Genomic DNA, 17,004 nt, shown 5'->3' with positions numbered 1-17,004 from the left:
TCCTCAGACAACACCAGCTCGGCCATCGGCCGCCCCATCTTCGCCATGGAAGCAGTCTACTTATTCAACGAATTCTCGGCGCAGGACACTAGGCGGGCGCCGCCCGCAAGATCATGAAAACCTCCCCCGAGCAGGCCGGCGAGGCGCTGCTCGCCGTCGAGGCGGGCGGGCGGCCATGACCGAGCTGCGCCACGTCATGGGACTGCTCACCATGGCCGACGAGGGCGAGGGGGCGGACGGAGGTGCAGACCCGGCCGATACGGCGGCGGAGCTGGCCCCGCAACCCGGCCTGGACCAGCTGGAAACGCTGGTCGGACGGGTCCGGAACACCGGACTGCCCGACGACCTGACCGTGACCGGGTGCGTGTGCTCCTCGCCGACGACCAGACCCGGTCCGCACCGGATTACGGTTGATCCTCGGCGCCGACGGCATCGACGTCGTCGCCGAGGCGACCAACGGAACCGAAGCGGTCGAAGCCGTCCGCCGCACACGTCCCGACGCGGTCTTGATGGACATCGATGTCGGGCGCGTGGCGCGGCTGTCGGCGTACGGGTCGGCTCCTGAGGCAATGACGGCGTTGAGGGCCTCGGACATGCCGCTCTTGGCCGTGGCGTAGTCGACGAAGTGCTCCATCCACCTCCTGGTGGCCTCGGCTGCCGGGTGCTGGGCCAGGAGGGCGGGCGCTTTCTCGCACACGCGGGTGAGATGGCGGCGGTATGCGGCTCTTCAAGATGCACGGCGCCGATTCCGGCTCGGGCGAGACCTGGCACGGTATGCAGGTCGCGACCGATGGATTCATCGGCGCGATCGTGTGGACCGCCCGGCCTCAGATGCGCCTGAAGAATTCGACCTCTCCGATCGCGATCGGCCGCCCCTCGCCCTGGCCGGCCGCGGCCCGCAGAACGAGCCGGACGGAAACGACATCGCTGATGCCGGTCCGCACCGTCTGGGGGCCCGGCTTGTCGGCGAACGTCACTGCCTTCTCGTGGACTTCGCCGTCCGACGTGGTGACGATCAGGTCGGCCCGCGTCGGCCTGGCCCCCTGCCGGAACTCCCCGGGCTCCTTCGACACACCGGTGTGCACCACGACGCCGACGAGTCGGAACGGCTTGTCGAAGACGCAGGTCAGTGAGGAGCCGAGCGTGGGCGCCCCCCAGTACGTGTTGGTCAGCCCGTCGACGGCCGCGGTCGCCGGATGGCCGGGAACCCGGGAGCTCGCCGTGGCCTGGGCCGGGCTGATCTCCGCCGTTCCGCCGAGCTTGTCCCGCACGTCCTCGAAGACGTAGCGCCCGGCCGGCAGAAGCAGGAAGACCGCGAACAGCAGCCCGACGACTGCCAGCGCCAGCAGGATCCGCCGCAGCGCCCGGCCGGATCCGGTCCGCACCCGGCGGCGGAACGGCCACACCGTGCGCCACCAGGGCAGCGGCTTCGGCTGCTCCCGGGCGTGCAGGGGGGAGGCGCAGCGCCGACAGAACCGGCGTCCCGGAAGATTCGGGGTGCCGCACGCCGGGCACGGCGGCCCGTCCGGCTCCTCTTCGGCCGCCACGGACCTGACGAGGGGCCGCCGGGCGATCGGCTCGGCCGGCCGCACCGCGACCACGGGTGCGTCGTCCGCCGATGGCTCCGGCCGTACGGGGGCGGGCTGTGCCGGGCGTGGGGGCGGCTCCGGGGCGGGTGCGGGTTCCGCGGGCGGCGGCCCGGAAGGCTCCGGTGTGCGCGACCGCCCGGGTTCCACCGGCGGCTCGGGGGACGGGGAGGGCGGGTCCCCGGCCGCGCGGCCCGTGGCATCCGGGGTGATGCCGGTGGCCGGAGCGGCTGGAACGCCGACTGTCGGCCCGGCTGTCGGTCCTGACGGGCCTGCCGTATTTGATGAGGCGTCAAAGTCCGTGGTTGCTGGCGGGTTTCGCGCCACCTGGGAGGACCAGCCCAGATAGGAACCGCAGTTTCCGCAGAAGTCGTCGTTCTCGCGGTTGGCCGAACCGCACGCCGGACACGAGCGCATCGCGTCAGCCTCCTGTCTCTTCTGGCGGGCCCGGCAGGATCTCCACCCGGCACGTGAGATGTACGGGGCACGAGGCCGCGACGACGGCCAGCACGCGGCTCGCGTCCACCGGCCCCCCGCCCACCGCCCAGACCCGGACCAGCAGTTCGCCGGTCGGAGCGGGGGGCAGTTCGGTGCCGGGCTCGGACGACCACGCGACGCCGCCGCCGTCCCGGATGTCGGCGTGCACGCCGAAGCAGAGCCGGAGATGTTCGACCAGGCCGTGGCGGGTGCCACGCCCCCGGTGCAGCTCGACGGCGCGGGCGACGACGGCCCGCCGCAGCTCCTCGGGCCACGCGGGTTCGATGCCGGCGCCCACCCACGACGACAGCCAGGGCAGGAAGTCGGCCGGGGCGAGTGCCGGGTCGAAGTAGGCGGGGAGGTTGTCCAGGGTGGACAGGACGGGTGCCAGGACGGTGTCGAGGCCCGCCGTGAACCGCTGGGCCAGGTCGTCGTCCGTGTACAGCGCGGGCAGCAGCCCGCCGATCGGATAGCGGCTGGCGAGCCCCGGCACCGCAGCCCTGGTCATGAGCCGTCACCGGCCCCGCTCGCGGTGACCACGACCTGGTGCTGGTGCGAGAACACCAGGGCGCCCGGCGCGACGTCGATCCGGTCCTGCGCCGCCCCGCGCCGCCCAGTGATCGGGTCCGCGGGAAACAGCCGTACCTCGTCCACCAGACCCACCCCCGGCACGCCCTGCAGTACGGCGAAGACCTCGCCGTACTGCACCGGCCTGCCGAACGGCCATCCCGCCCCCTCCGCACCGCCCCGCAGGGGGTCGATGTGACGAAACAGCGCCGCGAGCGCCTCCGTGCGGACCCGGTCCACGTCACCCCCGGCCGTCACCAGTCCGGCGACCACGGTGACGCCCTGATACGTCGGCGGTTCCACCACCAGCCGGGTGCCGACCAGCCGCCGCTCGTCGAGCCGCGCCGCGACCGTCGAGAGCACGGAGTCCGACGGGATCAGCTGCTCGAACCGCAGCTGGCCGCCCTGGTCGGCGACCGCGTCGGGCACCACCAGGACCCGTACCGCACCGCCCTCACCCGCAACGGCGGGCAGGCACCTGACCCGGCGCAGGGAAGGCGCGGCCTCACGGGCGATGATCTCGTAGTCCTCGGCCGTGACCGCCCGCTCCTGCACCCGGAGGATGTTGGGCGCCCGGACCTTGGCGTTCTCCACGGTCTCGCCGTCGACCCCGCCCCGGGCAGCCTCGCGGTTGTCCACGCCCGCCACGTAGGGCACCGAGCTGCGCAGCACGCAGATGGCGCCCCGCGCGACGTTCCCGGCCGCCCCGCCGCCCGTCCGGTAGCGGGGGACCCGTAGCTGTGCGCCCTTCTCCGGCACCGCTCCGTACGCGCGCATCGTCCCGTCCGGCTCGCGTACCTCCGGCGGGAACGCGAACTCGCCCGAGACGGCGTCGATCCGCACGTGCCGGTCGTCCGGGGAGGAGGCGCCGAAGTGCTCCACGGCGGTCCAGACCTGCCAGCCCTCCGCAGAGGACACCTGGACGACCGGCGCCTCCCCGTCCAGCAGCAGCGGCGCCCTGCTCACGGAGAACCTCTGCCCGGCGACGCCTTCGGAGACACCGAGCGGAACGTCGAGGACGGTCTCCGCGTGTTCGACGTCCGTCGTGCCGCCGACGGTGAACACCTCGGCCTCCCGGATCGTCGGCGACTCGGAGTAGAACGGCTGTCCAGGTTCCGGCGCGGTGACCCGGCAGCGCAGCCACCCCGCCCGGGTTCCCGCGGCCACCGACGCGGTGTGCCCGGCGGGAACGAACACGACCACCTCGCCCGGCCTGTTCAGCCCGCCGGTGCTGTCGGTGCCCGTCCGGCACGTGACCCAGCGGGCACCGTCCCACGCCTCCCACACCAGGGGCGGCTGCCGCGGGTCGACGCCCACGCCCTCCACGCGGCTGTCCAGACGTACGGCGACGATGCACCTGGGGACGGCGGTGGGCAGCCCGAACAGCAGGGCGTCGCCCGGCTCCGGCCGGGGCTGGAAGCAGGGGATGTCCTTGCCCGCGCCGAGCGGCGCGGTGCGATCGGTCTGATCGCCGGACACCGGCGCGGTGACCAGCCGGACCAGTGAACTCGGCACGATCGGCAGGGCGTCGGAGGTCGAGAACACCACTGCCTCCTCGGCGTCGCCGCGTGAGGTGGCGACCTCCGTACCCGCCGGGAGCAGCACGGTCTCCGGCTGTGGCGCGGACAGCCAGAAGTCGACCTCCGCCCGCGCCACCGAGGGCGGGAACAATGTGATGCCCAACAGGTCGAGGAAGGCCGAGTAGTTCTTGTCCGGTACCCGGTTCAGCCGGTACAGCAACTGGTCGACCATGTACGCGAACGTCTCGATGAGCGTGACCCCGGGGTCCGACACATTGTGGTCGGTCCATTCGGGAGAGCGCTGCTGGACGTACCGCTTGGCCTCGTCGACGAGCTGCTGGAAGCGCCGGTCGTCCAGGTTGGGTGAGGGCAGGGCCATCAGCGCACCCCCGCTTCTTCGGAGCCCTCGGAGGACGGGATGGTGTAGAAGGGAAAGACGAGGTTGCGCAGGTCGTTCGTGGCCCGCACGGTGTAGTGCACGTCGATGTACAAGGTGCCCTCCTCGACGGCGTCGAACGCGATCACCACGTCGGTCACCTCGATGCGCGGCTCCCAGCGCTCCAGTGATGTACGGACCTCGTGCGCGATGCGCCCGGCGGTGGCGCCGTCAGCGGGCGCGAAGACGTAGTCGTGAATGCCGCAGCCGAACTCCGGGCGCATCGGCCGCTCGCCCGGCGCCGTGCCGAGCACCAGCCCGATCGCCTCCTCGATCTCCTGGTCCCGCTCGACCATGCCGATGCCGCCCGTGGGGCCGACCCGCAGCGGGAAACCCCAGCCGCGTCCGATGAACCCGCCGCTCACACCGGGCCCCCGATCAGGACGTCCGGCGCGCCGCTGATGATCTGCGCGCCGCAACTGGTGGTGTCCCGCATGCGGGCGGCCGGCAGCCCGCCGATCAGCACCTGACCGGTGACCGCGGCGGCGGGGTTGGGCAGGATGACGTTCCCGGGCCCGAGCGCGGCGTGCGGGGGGACCACGCACACGTGCAGGCTGCCGACGACGGCCGCGGGCCGGCCGCCGATGAGCACGGTGGCGACGGCCACCGCACCCGGGGGCGGGGTGCCGATGAGGCCGCCGTGAACGGTGGAGTCGCCCGTCCGGGCTGCAGGGGGCATGGTCGCTGTTCTCCTTGCTGCGAAAGGAACTTCCGCCGCCGTACCGGCGGCGTGGGGGCGTCAGTTGATCCGGATGAGCTTGGCCTTGAGTACGGCGAGCAGTCCGCCGTCCACGGTGACCCCCGTCTTGCCGTTGACGGTCACCGAGCGTCCCTTCACGTTCACCTCACCCGTACCGGCGTCGAGCGTGATGCCGGATGCGGAGAGGACCACGGAGCTCAGCACCCGGGTGCCGCCGGGAGCGAACACCTTCAGCGCGATCTCGCTCCGCCGCTCGTCCAGCGTGACGTCGAGCCGCTTGTCGCCACTGGCCAGGCGGACACCGGACGGTCCGCGCGGGGCATCCAGCAGTTCGAGCCGGTTCCCGGAACGGGAGACCAGCGAACGGCGGTTGACCTTGCCGCTGGTCGGATCGACCAGCGGCACGTCGTGCGGCGACGGCTTGTCGACCCCGTTGTAGAGGCCGCCCAGTACGTAGGGGCTGTCCAGCAGCCCCTGCTCGAACCCGACCAGTACCTCGTCGTTGACCTCGGGGCTGAACACCCCGCCGCCGCCCTGGCCGCCCCACTGCACCGTACGGACCCAGTCGGTCACATAGGTGTCGTCGAGCCAGGGGAACTTCAACCGGACCCAGCCCCGTTCGGTCTTCCCCTCACGGATGTCGGTGACCACACCGATCGCGAGGCCCGGCATGCGTGGGCCGCGCGAGGGTGCGTTCGCGCCACTGGTCAGTCCCGCCAGCGAGCGGTCGGGCGCCGCGCTCACCACCACGGTCGTGCGGTAGCCGCCGTTCGGTTCGAGGACGTGGTGCGCGGCGGTCGCCGTGTAGCGCCCGGCGAAGGCGGGACCGACGTTGCCGAGCGCCACCGGCTCGCCCGCCCGCAGCTGGGGGTTGCCCTCGGCGACCGCCTCGATCTCACCGAACCCGGAGCTCACCGACGCAGCCACCGCACCGGCCACGGCTGTGGTCTCGGCCTGAGACCGGTACGGGGTGTCGGTCACCGTCAACCGGGCGTTCGGGCCGAACGCCCCGGCCGCCAGCGACGGGCTCATCCCGGGAGACACGGTGTCGCTGCGGACGGACTGCTCCCGGGCCACCAGCCGTGTCTTGGTGTCGACGTTCCAGCCGCGCACCTCCACACTGTCCGCCCCGTCCGCACCGGTCAGCACGGCTCGCAGGGCCAGCAGGTTGCGTCCGTACTCCAGGACCATCGGATGCCGGGTGGCGGAAGTGGCGGGCGAGGGCGCCGACGAGGCGGGCTTCGCCTTCACGAACTGCAACAGACCCTTGTCGTCCACCCGCACGTGCGCGCCGCTCTCGCCCGCGAGGTACTGGAGGAACTCCCAGTCCGAGACATTGGGCTGGGTCAGCTGCTTGTACGTGATGGGCGCTGCCTCGATCCTTCCGCAGGCGAGCCCGGCGCCCGCGGCGACCTTGCGGACGATGTCCGCGGTCTTCATGTTGCGGTAGGCCACCACCTTCCGTCCGCGCTGGAGCCGGTGGGCCTTGGAGAAGGCCCGGACGACCGTGAACGAACCGGTGGTGTCGCTGTCCAGCTCGACCGTCGTCACCTCACCGGTGAACAGCCGCTCGCGCACCCGCTCCTGCACGGTCACCACGGATATCTTCAGCGGTGTGCCGATGGTGAGACCGGTGGCGGTGAGCAGCTTGTGATCGGGGTCCCGGTACATCAGCACGGCGGTGTCGGGCAGGCCGACGTTCTCGTCGACCACGCAGCTGACCAGCTGGGCCGCCCAGGCCGGTGGCAGCTCACCGGGGGCCTCGACGATCGGATCCGCGGCGAAGGAGCGTCCCGGGGCGGTCACCGGCCGCCCTCCGGGGTGTGATCTTCCAGTCCTGGCACGACCAGCTCCCTGCCGGGGATCAACTGCATCGGGTCGTCGATGTCGTTGGCGTCCGCGATCGTGCGCCACGCGGTGGCGTCGCCGTACTCCCGCCAGGCGAGCATCGGCAGGCTGTCACCGACGACGACCCGGTGGGTACGCCGTGCCTCCCGCGAGCCCGACGAGGGGTTCTGACCGGGCGGGTCGACGCTCGCCTCCTCGATCGACAGCGAGCAGGTGGCGCGCAGCGGCTTCCCGTCGACGTCGAACAACGTGTACGAGACGGAGAGGTTGGACATCACGCCGTCGAACGAGGTCGTCTTCGACGAGCCCCAGTCGAAGCGCACCCAGGGGCTGGCGGGCGTCTTGCGGGCCAGGCTGCTCGGGGTGGGCACACAGGCCAGCATCAGCTGCTCCACCGCCTTCTCCACCGAGTTGTCATGGGTGGCGGTGGCGTCCAGGAAGACCTCCAGGGATAACGCCCGGGGCCCGCTGCCCACGAATTCGGGCAGCGCGGACTGTCCGGCCATCCGGGACGGCGTACGCCGCCACTCGGTGCTCTTGCTCAGCGACAGCTTGGCGGGATTGAACTGCAACGTGAGCCGGGCGAGGTTACCGCCCGGTCTGGCGCCGACGGCCGACGGCGGTTCCATGATGGTCAGCTGGGCGCGAGCACGGCTCGTACGGACAGCGGGTGACATTGCGCTCCTCCTTCCCGGTCTTCTCTCTCTTGCCTGATGTGCCGCACGGAAAGTGGCGGTACGTCAGGACGGCTCCAAGCCCTCGTGCGCGATCTCCAGCGTCTCGATCGCCGCCTGGGAGCTGGCAGGGTCGAAGGACGGCCCCTGCCAGCGCACCGGCACGATGCCGTGCACCTGCCAGCTGATGATGCGGCTGAGGTCCGGACGCAGCGCGACGATCTCGCCGTCCTTGCGCTCGACCCGCTGGATCGTCTCGTTGAGCCACCGCGCGATCTTGAGCGTGTCGGCGGTGACCGGACGGGTCAGCGTGATGTTGGTCCAGGTGATCCGCCCCGGCAACTGCCAGGTGAAGCCGTTGTTCCCGCCTTCGGCGTACTGCTCCAGCTCCACCTCGGCGCCCAGCCCCGAGCAGGTGTGGAAGGCGCCCAGGTCACTGCCTCCGATCACGAGCTTGAAGAACACGCTCGTCGCGAAGATGTTGTCCGTCATGTGCTTCTCTTCTTCTCTGCTGATTCCCAAGTGCCGTGCTGGGCGGGGGCCGTCGTCAGCGGCGACCGTCGTACAACCGTCCGGCACGCTCCCGTCCTCTGCGCAGGTCCGCGCGGATCAGCCGGCTCACCGGGTCGAGCAGGCGACGGGCCAGTTCCTCGATGTCCGTCCCGGTGATCCGGTTCGCGGCCGGAGCGTCCGTGTCGGCCGATCCGCTTCTTCGCGCCGGCTCGGTGGGCTTCACCGGGGCCGCCCGCACCGGAACACCGGTGATCCCGGCGTCGGCTGCCGCACGCTGGAGCGCCTGAGCCGTAGTCCCGGAGCTGTCGGCTCCGGCCGCCGCGGCGGGTGCGCGTCGCGGAACCCGTACCGAAAGGCCCGGCGGCCCGCCGAGCGGAGCACCGTCGGAGGGCTCCGGCCCGGTGGTCGTGGGACCGGCGGATTCCGGCACCACCGGCATGGCCATCCGCTGAACCGGCGCGATGGCCGCTCCCGGCCGGGCCGGTGCGGGCGGATGCGGGCGCACAACCGGAACCGGCTGAGCGGCGGACGGCGGGGACGCCGCGGAGGGGGAGGCGTACAGGGCAGACGGGGCGGGTCCTGGCGCCGGGGACGGTGATCCGGGGAGACGGGCGGAGCGTGGCCCCGCGGGCTCCCGCTCCGGCTGGTGGGCGCCGAGCCGTGCCGGAGGCGTCGTGGCGCCGCCGGGTGCCGAACGTCGCACGAGTCGCAGGAGGGAGCCGCCGACCGACGGTCGGCGACCCGCCGGGCCGGCCCCGGCCACCGGAACGCGACCGGGACCACCGGTGGCCGTCCGGCCCGAGGGCGCCCCGCTCCGGGTGGTGCCGGGCATCGGGCTCCCCGGAACGGAACGCTGGACGGTCTCGCCGAGTGACGGTCCCCCCGGCGTCGGCTCCGAGCCGGTCGCACGGGTCCGGTGCGGCGACGCGGGTCCGGCGGGGCGGGTGCGCGTGGGAGGGTCTGTCTGCCGGGGTGCCGCGCCCGACGGCGTCCGGTGTTCCCCGGTTCCCGAACGCCCGCGTCCCGGCGACGGCGCATCGGACCCCGGCTGCGGTGCGTCACGACGCCAGGTGGCTGCCACCACCGGCCGCGCCGTACTGCCCGCCGTCGCCGTCGGCGCCGAGAAGCCCTCCCCGGCGCCGGTGCTCACCTTCAGGGCCCTGCGCGCGAGCAGCGCCCGCGACCGCTGGACGGTGGGTGACTGCCCCCCGGTTGCGGCGGCAGGCCCGGATGGCCGTCCCCCTTCCTGCCCCGCAGCGATCCTCCGGACGCGTACCGGCGCGGCGGGAGCCGAAGCGGAAGGGGCGGTAACGGGCGCGGTCGTTCGCATGGTGTCCACCGCGCGCTGGACAGTCCCGGATTCCTCTACGGAAGCGGTGGGCGGGGCGGGCACGGGAGAGGAGCGGAGCGGCATCCCGGAATGCGTGTTCAGCGGTGTCGGCGGCTGCGCGGTACCGGCCGGTGCGGAGGTCGGGGGCGCCGTGGGCTCTGCCGCCGAAGTCGAGTCCCGCGTAGATCCAGCGGTTCCCGGCCGGGTCCGACGGGGGTCACCGAGCAGCGGGGCCTCGTTCTGGAGCCTGGCCGTCGACGGGAGGGAGGTGAGGGGGCTTCCGATCCCGCCACGGGTACGAGCCGGTGAGCCGGTCCCGTCGGACTGTGGCGACTGCGATGCCCCGGAGGGACCCGAAGGCTTCGACGACGTGAGTCCGCCGGGGTGTTGCATCCCTGCCGGCCCGGACTTCGACGCCTGTCCCGGAGCCTGTGCCGACTGGATCGGCAGAGGCGGCCGGGTTGCCTTCGGGGACCGCACCTCCGAGGACGGCTGCTGACGCGCCGACGGCGTCGTCGTCTCGGGCGGCGGCGCGGTCACCGCCGGGGTTGTCGCGTCCGAGACCTGCCGTTGAAGCACGGGCATACCCGCATCCCGCTGCCCGGCCGGCTCGGCGGGCGCGACCCCGCGCTGCCCCGCCGGGCCGGAGGTCATGGCCCCGGTGGGCAGTTCCCGCAGGGGCTTGCCCAGGGAGGGGCGCACCGTCGTGGCGGCGGGAGGGCCGGTGGTGCGGTCCGGTGGCGATGCGGCGCCCGGTGGGGAGGCGGGAGCCGACCGGCCGGAACCGCCCGGCCGATCGTGCGAGGCCTGCGGCACGGCGGTGATGGCGACCGGAGCGGCGGGTACGGAGGCTGTGCTCGGCGTGATCCCGGCGATGTGCCGGAGGGCCATCACCGGACGCCGCGCGACGATCAGGGGCGGGGCGGTCCGTCGCGGGCGCACGACGGCAGGCCGTGCCCGCTGTGGGGCTGCCGCTGCCGGTCCGGTGTGTGCCGGGTGCGACGGCTCCGGCGTGACGGCCGGGCCCGTGGCCGGCGTCCCCTTCGCGGGGGCCGCCCCTGCCGTGACTTCCGGAGCGGTTGCGCCGCCCCCGTCGGCTCGCCGCACCGGTGCCCCCTGCTCGACAGAGCCGGGGCGCGCCGTGCCGCTCGACCGCTGGACGGCTGCGGGAACGGGTTTCCCGCCGGCTGCGCCGCTCCCCGTCGTGCCGCCTGCCGAGGCGGGTGTTACGTCCGCCGCAGCCTCCGCTTCCCCGTCCGTACCCGTCCGGGCGGCACGCAGGAGCAGTGGCGCACCGGGAGACCCGGCACGCGCGCCGCCCGGACGGGCGACGCCATGGATGAGGCCCACCGGAGCGGACGGCAGTACGGCATGGCCCAGTTCGCCGCCGAACGCGACGTTCTGCCACGAGGCGAGCCCGGACCTGAACCGCAGTCCGTCGCTCACCCCGATCGAGGAGCGGGCGACGGTCACCGTCGGCGGCTCGACCTGCCGCCAGCCGCCGTCCCAGCCGCCGTCCGGCCGACGGGTCACGTCGTCGCCCCGGCCGGTCTCCGGTACCGCAATGCCTCCGGTACCGGCTTCGGCCTCGCCCGGGGAGGGCGTGCCGGACCGCTGCCGGTCCCCTCGGCGGAGCCAGTCCCCGAACCTCACGCGATCACCCGCCTTCGTTGACGCGGGTGTTGATCCGCGCTATCTCCCGAACCCACTGCTGACGCTCGCCGTGCGTGAGGTCGAGAATGTCCTCACGCTGCCAATGGAAGTGGTAGGCGACGTACGCGATCTCCTCCCGCAACCGGGGAAGCGCGTACGTCACGATTCCCCCAGGCGCCCACCCGAGAGGTCCACCTCGAAGGATCCGTGGCACAGCGGACACGTCACCGCGGCGTGTGTGTGGCCCTCGCTGTTGATCCGGCGGTAGAAGTCCTGGAGGAACGCCACATCCGTGGCGTACATCCGCTCGACCACTCCGGCGTGCACATCGGTGATCGTGCCGAGCTGGGTGATCACTTGGCTCAGCAGCACCACGGACAGGTACGCCGGGTTCTCCTTCACCCGCAGGTCGATCTGCGGGCGCAGCTCGTCCCGTGCCGTCGCGAGCCGCATCGAGCCGTGCCGGTGCACCTGGCCCTCGTCGTCGACGTATCCGCGCGGAAGCTCGAAATCGAACTCTGTGCGCAGTTCCTCCCGGTCCCGCGCCCTGGCCGGAGACGGCGCGGGAGCCTCCTCGCGTGCGGCGGGCGGGGTGGGCGCGAGTCCGTCGAGGACTTCGTCGAGCCCACCCGACGTAACGGTCCTGCGCCTCATTCGACCACGATCTCCTCGAAGGTGATGGTGACCGTCTCGGTGGCCGCGCTGGACTCGCCGGCCTTCAGCGAGGGGCCCTCCCACTTGCTGGCCCACCCCTGCATCAGCTGGATGCGCCGGACCGTGTCACCCTTCGAGTCCTTGATCTCGATGGTCAGGTTCTGGCGCGCGGTGTCGACGGCCCCGTTGTTGAGCGTCTCCTTGATCCAGTTGGTGAACTCGCTGCTCTTGTCGATTCCGCGGGTGATCGTCACCTCGCCCGCCTGGCGCGCGCCGGGCTGCTTGCGGATGATCTGCTTGCCCTCGGCGGTCACTTGACGGACCTCGACGACTTCCTCCTCGACGGTCAGACCGCTGACCTCCTGGATCGACTCGACGAGATAGCCGCCGAGCTGCACGCCGAAGACGTGGGTGGAAAGAGCGTCGCCCTCTGCCATGACTCTGTGTCACCTGTTCCGTTTGTGGACCCTGCTGGGTCACTCGTTGACGAGGCTGGTGCTGTCGGAGAACTGCGAGAGACGGAAGACCACGAACTCCGCGGGCTTCACCGGTGCCACGCCGATCTCGCACACGACCTGGCCGAGGTCGATCGACTCCTGCGGATTGTTGTCGCGGTCACACTTGACGTAGAACGCCTCCTCGGCCGTGCGGCCGAAGAGGGCACCCCGGCGCCATTCCTCGGTGAGGAAGGCGGTGACGTTGCGCCGGATGCTCGACCACAGACGGTCGTCGTTCGGTTCGAACACCACCCACTGGGTGCCCAGGAGGATCGACTCCTCCAGGTAGTTGAAAAGGCGGCGTACGTTGAGGTAGCGCCAGGCCGGGTCCGACGAGAGCGTGCGCGCGCCCCAGATCCGGATGCCACGCCCGGGGAAGGCGCGCACGCAGTTGACGCCGATCGGGTTGAGCAGGTCCTGCTCGCCCTTGCTGAGCCGGAGCTCCAGGTCCAGCGCACCGCGGATGACCTCGTTGGCGGGGGCCTTGTGCACCCCGCGCTCACCGTCGCTGCGTGCCCAGACGCCGGCGACGTGACCGCTCGGCGGCACCAGGGAGTTGTGGCCGGTCGCCGGGTCGAGGACCTTGAGCCACGGGTAGTACACGGTCGCGTAGCGCGAGTCGAACCCGGCGTCGTCGTTGCGCCAGGTGCGGACCTGCTGGGCGTTCAAGCCCGGGGGAGTGTCCAGGACGGCCACCCGGTCGCCCATCTGCTCACAGTGTGAAATCACCGCTAGCTGGACGGTTTTGACGCCCTCGGCGTCGATGTCCCCGCGCTGGTGGGCGCTCATCAGGTCCGGAACGGCGACCATGGTGATCTCGTCGATCGCTTCGAGGCCCGCGAGCCCGGTGCGGGCCGCGGCGTCGCCGACGTACTCGGCCGCATCGAGCCGTGCGACGCCGGTCCCGGGGGCGGCAGCGGCGGGCGCGAGGGAGAGGCTCTGCTTCTCGGGGCGGCCCTGGGCCTCTCCGGGCTGCTCGGTGACCTCGATGAGCTTGGACTGGCGGACCTGGGTGACCAGATAGCCCTTGACGTTCTTGCGGGTGGAGACGTCGAAGGTCTCCACCACTTTGCCGCCCTGCCGCACCAGCAGCCGGAACCGGTCCTCCGGAGGGTTCTCGCCCTCGACGTCGGCGACCTCCACGGAGAGGTCTCCACCCGTACCGGGCCGCGCGGAGACCAGGAAACCTCCGATGGCGACGGACGGGGCAGCTCCGGACGCGGATCCCTGCGCCGAGCCCTGCGCGTCGCCGCCGATGCGCACGATGTAGGCCGCGCCACCGCCGTTGGCGAAGTAGCCGTATACCGCGAGCGTCAGGTACGTGTCGGCGGTGAAGGTGCCGAAGGTCTGCACGTACTGGTCCCAGTTCGTCACCAGCGTCGGCCGGTGGAAGGGGCCGGTCTCCGCGAAACCGACGAAGGCTGCGACCGCGGTGCCGACTCCCTCGATGGGCCGCGCTCCGGACTGCACCTCCTCCACGTATACACCGGGGGTGAGGTACGACGGCATGCTCGCTCCTTCGGGTGGTCATCCGGTCGCCGTTCAGTCTTGCCCGGCGGCCGTGGCGGACAGTAGGCCTCAAAGTCCTGGGCACGGGGCAAGGACGCTGCCTTTCCAGGCACCCGGACGACAGGAAAAGCTTTCCCGTGCGGACCGTCCGCGGCAGGTGTCGCACTCTTCGGCTCGACGCATTCCCCGGTTCGGTCGCGCGAGGCCGAGCTGGAATCCGGTTGCACAGAAGGTGTCCGCAGGTCCGGCACTGGGGATCCGCCGGACATGCGGACGTCCGGCTTCAGCGAATGCCGGCGTGTGTGATCTTCCCGTGCCCCGGGATTTCCGGAACCGCTCGTCAATGACCGCGGTGGCAGGGGGAAATCGATGCCTGGGCGATGAATTTCAGCCAGATTTTGCCGCGGGCGGTTGACTGTCCGGCCGGAGCGCCCGTGGTCGGGCGGCCGTCGGCCGCCCCGAACGGACCTTCCGGCGCTGCACTTCGAAGGCGTCAGCGACGGATCCGTTCGTACCCGGACGACCGGACTTCCTCACCCGTCGGTGGCACTGCGGGAATTTTGAAGGCCCAGCTCGGCGCGGTAAGCGGGGGAAGGGATACGCCAAAGACCGGCAAGCCGGGTTTCCACCGGTCGGGATTTCTGCTGTTCTCGTCCCGCACAGGGGAATCGGGAGGTCGGGCGCTGTTGTTCCTACCGTGCGAGATCGCTCAGTATGCCGCTGACATTGAGTACCTGATGGCACCTGGAAGCCTGAGTTCCGGTCGCCGGAGTGCCAGGTTTGGCGCAGGTCACGGAAGCGGTGACAGTGGCGTTCTCCGGAATCTGGATGGGGGTCACCCAGTGATAGTCCTGGTTGCGAAAGGTCTCCAGAGCGATGGTGGTGATCTTCCGCTCCCCGAAGGAGATGGTCAGCACTCCTTCGTCCCCCTGGAAGTTCGCCACCACGATGTCCGTGACGCCGAACACCTTCCCCTCCGGAACCCGGTACGTCCCCTCCTTCTCGGCCCCGGCCCTTGTCTGAACATCGATCGTCGCCGAGCTCTGCTGGGTGCTCCCGCCGCCCGCGCCCGTCGTCGAACCGGAACCGCCCGTACCAGAGTCTCCGGGCGCGGCGGACTGGCTCGGACCGGCCCCCGGGCCCTGCCCCTGGCCACCGGACGGGTTGCCCGCGCCGCCCGATGTGGTCCCACCCGGCTGCTCGTCACGGGCATTCTCCCTCTGCGCGGCCTCGGTACCCGCCTGCTTCGCCGTGCTCCGCACCGCGGGCCGGACCAGTGCGAACCACGCGATCAGCAGCGCGAGCAGTGCGGCCAGGACGATCAGCAACCATTTGGGCAGTACCGGCAGTTGGGCGAACTCACCCGACAGCGTCTCGGTCCGCCCGCTCCGCTCACCGCCGGTGTTCGCCTCGGCGCCTTCGGCGGCCTCGACCTCGAACGGCCAGGAGACCGGTTCGCCGAACCAGATCGGCTTCCGGGCCCGCACCCGCAGGCGTACCTCGGCGGACTCGCCCGGTTCCAGGCGCCGTTGGCCCGGCACGAAGGCCAGGCGGAGATCCTCGCCGGCCTGCTTGCCGGTGAGGCCGACATCGACCGCGGTGTTCCCCATGTTCTGTACCGAGGTACGGAACCGGGCGCCCAGCCAGCCGCGGCGTCGCCGCGGGTCCAGCTCGGCCCGAAGCTCGTGAAAGGGCTCGACGACCACCGTGGCCTCGGGGACCGCCACCGAATCGGGGCGCTCCGTGGGCAGAACGCGGACCCCCAGAGGTATCTCGCCCGCCCGGACCTCGTGGGACCGGGGCGGCGCGAGCCGTACGGTCACCACCTCGGACGTGCCCGGGTAGAGGGACACGCGCGCCGGCTCCACGGTGCTCCACGCGGCGCAGTCGCCGACCACTTCGAGCGTGTAGGCCTCGACGATGTCGCCGTCGTTGCGCACGGTCAGGGTCGTCGTCGCCTCGGCGCCGGGCGACACCGTCACCGTGGACATTTCGAGTTCGGCAGATGTGGTCACGATGCGACGTTAAGCCGCCTCGGCGGTTCCGCAGCAGAGACGCGAGGGCAACGAGCGGGCAGGGGTGGTGCCCCGACGGCCCAACGGCGCGGTGTCCCCTCGACCCCTCCCCGGGCCCGTTCCCCCTGCCGGTGACCGGCGTGGGTGAGAGCGGTGACAGGCATATCGGGCGGAAGCACTTGAGGAAGACGAGCAGGGAACGATGACGACGACAGACATGAAGAACAGAGCAGCGGAACGCGGTCAGTACCGCAGGCCCGCTCCGCATGAGCGCTCCGCCGAGGGCGCCGGGAAGGCTGCCGGGGGCAGGGTCTCCGTGGCCGTGTACGCGGAGGATCTGATCCTCCAGACCGGCATGGTGCACCAGTTGCGCCCGCGGCCGGAGATGGAACTGCTGGCGGATTCCGAGGCCGAACGGGCCCAAGTGTCCTTAGTGGTGGTGGACATGGTGGATGAGCCCACCATTCAGCTCCTCCTGCGTCTCCAGCGCAACACCGCGACCCGCACCGGACTCGTCGTCGGATTCTTCGAATCGGGTGCGCTCCAGACCATGATCGAGTGCGGCGTCGCCGCCGTGCTGAGGCGTGGCGAGGCCGACCAGGACCGTCTCGTCCACCTGGTGACGGCGATAGCCAACGGTGAGGGCGTGCTGCCGGGCGACCTGCTCGGGAAGCTCCTCGACCACGTCAGCAGCCTCCAGCGCACGGTCCTCGACCCCCGGGGACTCTCGCTCTCCACCCTCACGACACGGGAGGCGGAGATGATCAGGCTGGTGTCGGAGGGCTTCGGCACCGCGGAGATCGCGCAGCAGACCTCGTACTCCGAACGCACCGTCAAGAACGTGCTGCACGAGGTGGCGACACGGCTCGAACTGCGCAACCGGGCCCACGCCGTCGGCTACGCCATGCGGCACGGACTCATCTGAGTCCCGTCGCGGGCTCCCGCGCGGCGATGGCCGTCGCGACGAAGGCGGCTGCGACCGCCGCCCCCAAGGGCTCATCCTCGGGCCGCGCCGCCAACTCGTC

15 protein-coding genes and 2 pseudogenes are annotated in these 17,004 nt (G+C 71.7%); 3 read left to right on the top strand and 14 right to left on the bottom strand.

The window, feature by feature from the left end; genetic code table 11:
* Positions 1–92 precede the first annotated feature (92 nt).
* A pseudogene (locus ABZ826_RS37085) lies at positions 93–361 on the top strand (sensor histidine kinase); the annotation flags it as partial.
* A gap of 5 nt (positions 362–366) precedes the next feature.
* Positions 367–518: pseudogene (locus ABZ826_RS37080) on the top strand (response regulator); the annotation flags it as partial.
* A gap of 309 nt (positions 519–827) precedes the next feature.
* Here the strand turns inward: ABZ826_RS37080 and ABZ826_RS37075 are convergent.
* The 14 genes from ABZ826_RS37075 to ABZ826_RS37010 form a co-directional block, all read right to left on the bottom strand.
* On the bottom strand, positions 828–1,547 hold the full coding sequence (locus ABZ826_RS37075) for a zinc ribbon domain-containing protein (protein WP_361458670.1): 720 nt from the start codon (positions 1,545–1,547) through the stop codon (positions 828–830).
* A 460-nt stretch (positions 1,548–2,007) separates the two neighbouring features.
* On the bottom strand, positions 2,008–2,571 hold the full coding sequence (locus ABZ826_RS37070; RefSeq protein WP_361458668.1) for a phage tail protein: 564 nt from the start codon (positions 2,569–2,571) through the stop codon (positions 2,008–2,010).
* Positions 2,568–4,529 (bottom strand): putative baseplate assembly protein, encoded by a 1,962-nt coding sequence (locus ABZ826_RS37065; RefSeq protein ID WP_361458666.1) that lies wholly within the window; start codon positions 4,527–4,529, stop codon positions 2,568–2,570. Before ABZ826_RS37065 ends, ABZ826_RS37070 begins: the two co-directional genes overlap by 4 nt.
* A complete protein-coding gene (locus ABZ826_RS37060) occupies positions 4,529–4,951 on the bottom strand; it encodes a GPW/gp25 family protein (RefSeq protein ID WP_361458664.1) in 423 nt (140 codons plus the stop codon). Before ABZ826_RS37060 ends, ABZ826_RS37065 begins: the two co-directional genes overlap by 1 nt.
* A complete protein-coding gene (locus ABZ826_RS37055; protein WP_361458662.1) occupies positions 4,948–5,265 on the bottom strand; it encodes a PAAR domain-containing protein in 318 nt (105 codons plus the stop codon). The genes ABZ826_RS37060 and ABZ826_RS37055 overlap by 4 nt, the downstream gene beginning before the upstream one ends.
* A 60-nt stretch (positions 5,266–5,325) precedes the next feature.
* Entirely contained in the window at positions 5,326–7,092 is a 1,767-nt protein-coding gene (locus tag ABZ826_RS37050; protein ID WP_361458660.1) for a VgrG-related protein, read from the bottom strand.
* Entirely contained in the window at positions 7,089–7,811 is a 723-nt protein-coding gene (locus ABZ826_RS37045) for a LysM peptidoglycan-binding domain-containing protein (protein WP_361458658.1), read from the bottom strand. Before ABZ826_RS37045 ends, ABZ826_RS37050 begins: the two co-directional genes overlap by 4 nt.
* 63 nt (positions 7,812–7,874) lie before the next feature.
* Positions 7,875–8,300 carry a phage tail protein gene (locus ABZ826_RS37040; RefSeq protein WP_361458656.1) on the bottom strand — a complete coding sequence of 142 codons (426 nt, stop codon included), beginning with the start codon at positions 8,298–8,300 and terminating at the stop codon, positions 7,875–7,877.
* 55 nt (positions 8,301–8,355) lie between these two features.
* A complete protein-coding gene (locus ABZ826_RS37035; protein ID WP_361458654.1) occupies positions 8,356–8,766 on the bottom strand; it encodes a hypothetical protein in 411 nt (136 codons plus the stop codon).
* Positions 8,767–11,308: 2,542 nt separating this feature from the next.
* Positions 11,309–11,467 carry a DUF6760 family protein gene (locus ABZ826_RS37030; protein ID WP_003966147.1) on the bottom strand — a complete coding sequence of 53 codons (159 nt, stop codon included), beginning with the start codon at positions 11,465–11,467 and terminating at the stop codon, positions 11,309–11,311.
* The gene (locus tag ABZ826_RS37025) at positions 11,464–11,958 is read right to left on the bottom strand and encodes a hypothetical protein (RefSeq protein WP_361458652.1); all 495 of its coding nucleotides are present in this window, start codon (positions 11,956–11,958) and stop codon (positions 11,464–11,466) included. The genes ABZ826_RS37030 and ABZ826_RS37025 overlap by 4 nt, the downstream gene beginning before the upstream one ends.
* Entirely contained in the window at positions 11,955–12,395 is a 441-nt protein-coding gene (locus ABZ826_RS37020; protein WP_361458650.1) for a phage tail protein, read from the bottom strand. Before ABZ826_RS37020 ends, ABZ826_RS37025 begins: the two co-directional genes overlap by 4 nt.
* Before the next feature lie 39 nt (positions 12,396–12,434).
* The gene (locus tag ABZ826_RS37015) at positions 12,435–13,964 is read right to left on the bottom strand and encodes a phage tail sheath family protein (RefSeq protein WP_361458648.1); all 1,530 of its coding nucleotides are present in this window, start codon (positions 13,962–13,964) and stop codon (positions 12,435–12,437) included.
* Between the two features lie 692 nt (positions 13,965–14,656).
* Complete coding sequence (locus ABZ826_RS37010) at positions 14,657–15,955, bottom strand: hydrolytic protein (RefSeq protein WP_361458672.1); 1,299 nt, start codon at positions 15,953–15,955, stop codon at positions 14,657–14,659.
* A 226-nt stretch (positions 15,956–16,181) separates the two neighbouring features.
* Here ABZ826_RS37010 and ABZ826_RS37005 point away from each other — a divergent pair, with 226 nt between their 5' ends.
* Positions 16,182–16,904 (top strand): LuxR C-terminal-related transcriptional regulator, encoded by a 723-nt coding sequence (locus ABZ826_RS37005; RefSeq protein WP_361458646.1) that lies wholly within the window; start codon positions 16,182–16,184, stop codon positions 16,902–16,904.
* Positions 16,905–17,004: the final 100 nt, after the last annotated feature.

It is taken from the genome of Streptomyces sp. NPDC047515, from assembly GCF_040643055.1.
In the GTDB taxonomy this organism is placed as follows: domain Bacteria; phylum Actinomycetota; class Actinomycetes; order Streptomycetales; family Streptomycetaceae; genus Streptomyces.
The sequence above is the reverse complement of the archived record's forward strand: the minus strand, read 5'-3'. Positions and strand labels throughout refer to the sequence as shown.

What these genes read in the sequence shown, in the direction of transcription:
- ABZ826_RS37055 (WP_361458662.1), bottom strand. Translation starts at nt 5,265, where the DNA reads ATGCCCCCTGCAGCCCGGACGGGCGACTCCACCGTTCACGGCGGCCTC.
- ABZ826_RS37020 (WP_361458650.1), bottom strand. Translation starts at nt 12,395, where the DNA reads ATGGCAGAGGGCGACGCTCTTTCCACCCACGTCTTCGGCGTGCAGCTC.
- ABZ826_RS37065 (WP_361458666.1), bottom strand. Translation starts at nt 4,529, where the DNA reads ATGGCCCTGCCCTCACCCAACCTGGACGACCGGCGCTTCCAGCAGCTC.
- ABZ826_RS37035 (WP_361458654.1), bottom strand. Translation starts at nt 8,766, where the DNA reads ATGGCCATGCCGGTGGTGCCGGAATCCGCCGGTCCCACGACCACCGGG.
- ABZ826_RS37070 (WP_361458668.1), bottom strand. Translation starts at nt 2,571, where the DNA reads ATGACCAGGGCTGCGGTGCCGGGGCTCGCCAGCCGCTATCCGATCGGC.
- ABZ826_RS37025 (WP_361458652.1), bottom strand. Translation starts at nt 11,958, where the DNA reads ATGAGGCGCAGGACCGTTACGTCGGGTGGGCTCGACGAAGTCCTCGAC.
- ABZ826_RS37015 (WP_361458648.1), bottom strand. Translation starts at nt 13,964, where the DNA reads ATGCCGTCGTACCTCACCCCCGGTGTATACGTGGAGGAGGTGCAGTCC.
- ABZ826_RS37040 (WP_361458656.1), bottom strand. Translation starts at nt 8,300, where the DNA reads ATGACGGACAACATCTTCGCGACGAGCGTGTTCTTCAAGCTCGTGATC.
- ABZ826_RS37010 (WP_361458672.1), bottom strand. Translation starts at nt 15,955, where the DNA reads ATGTCCACGGTGACGGTGTCGCCCGGCGCCGAGGCGACGACGACCCTG.
- ABZ826_RS37045 (WP_361458658.1), bottom strand. Translation starts at nt 7,811, where the DNA reads ATGTCACCCGCTGTCCGTACGAGCCGTGCTCGCGCCCAGCTGACCATC.
- ABZ826_RS37005 (WP_361458646.1), top strand. Translation starts at nt 16,182, where the DNA reads ATGACGACGACAGACATGAAGAACAGAGCAGCGGAACGCGGTCAGTAC.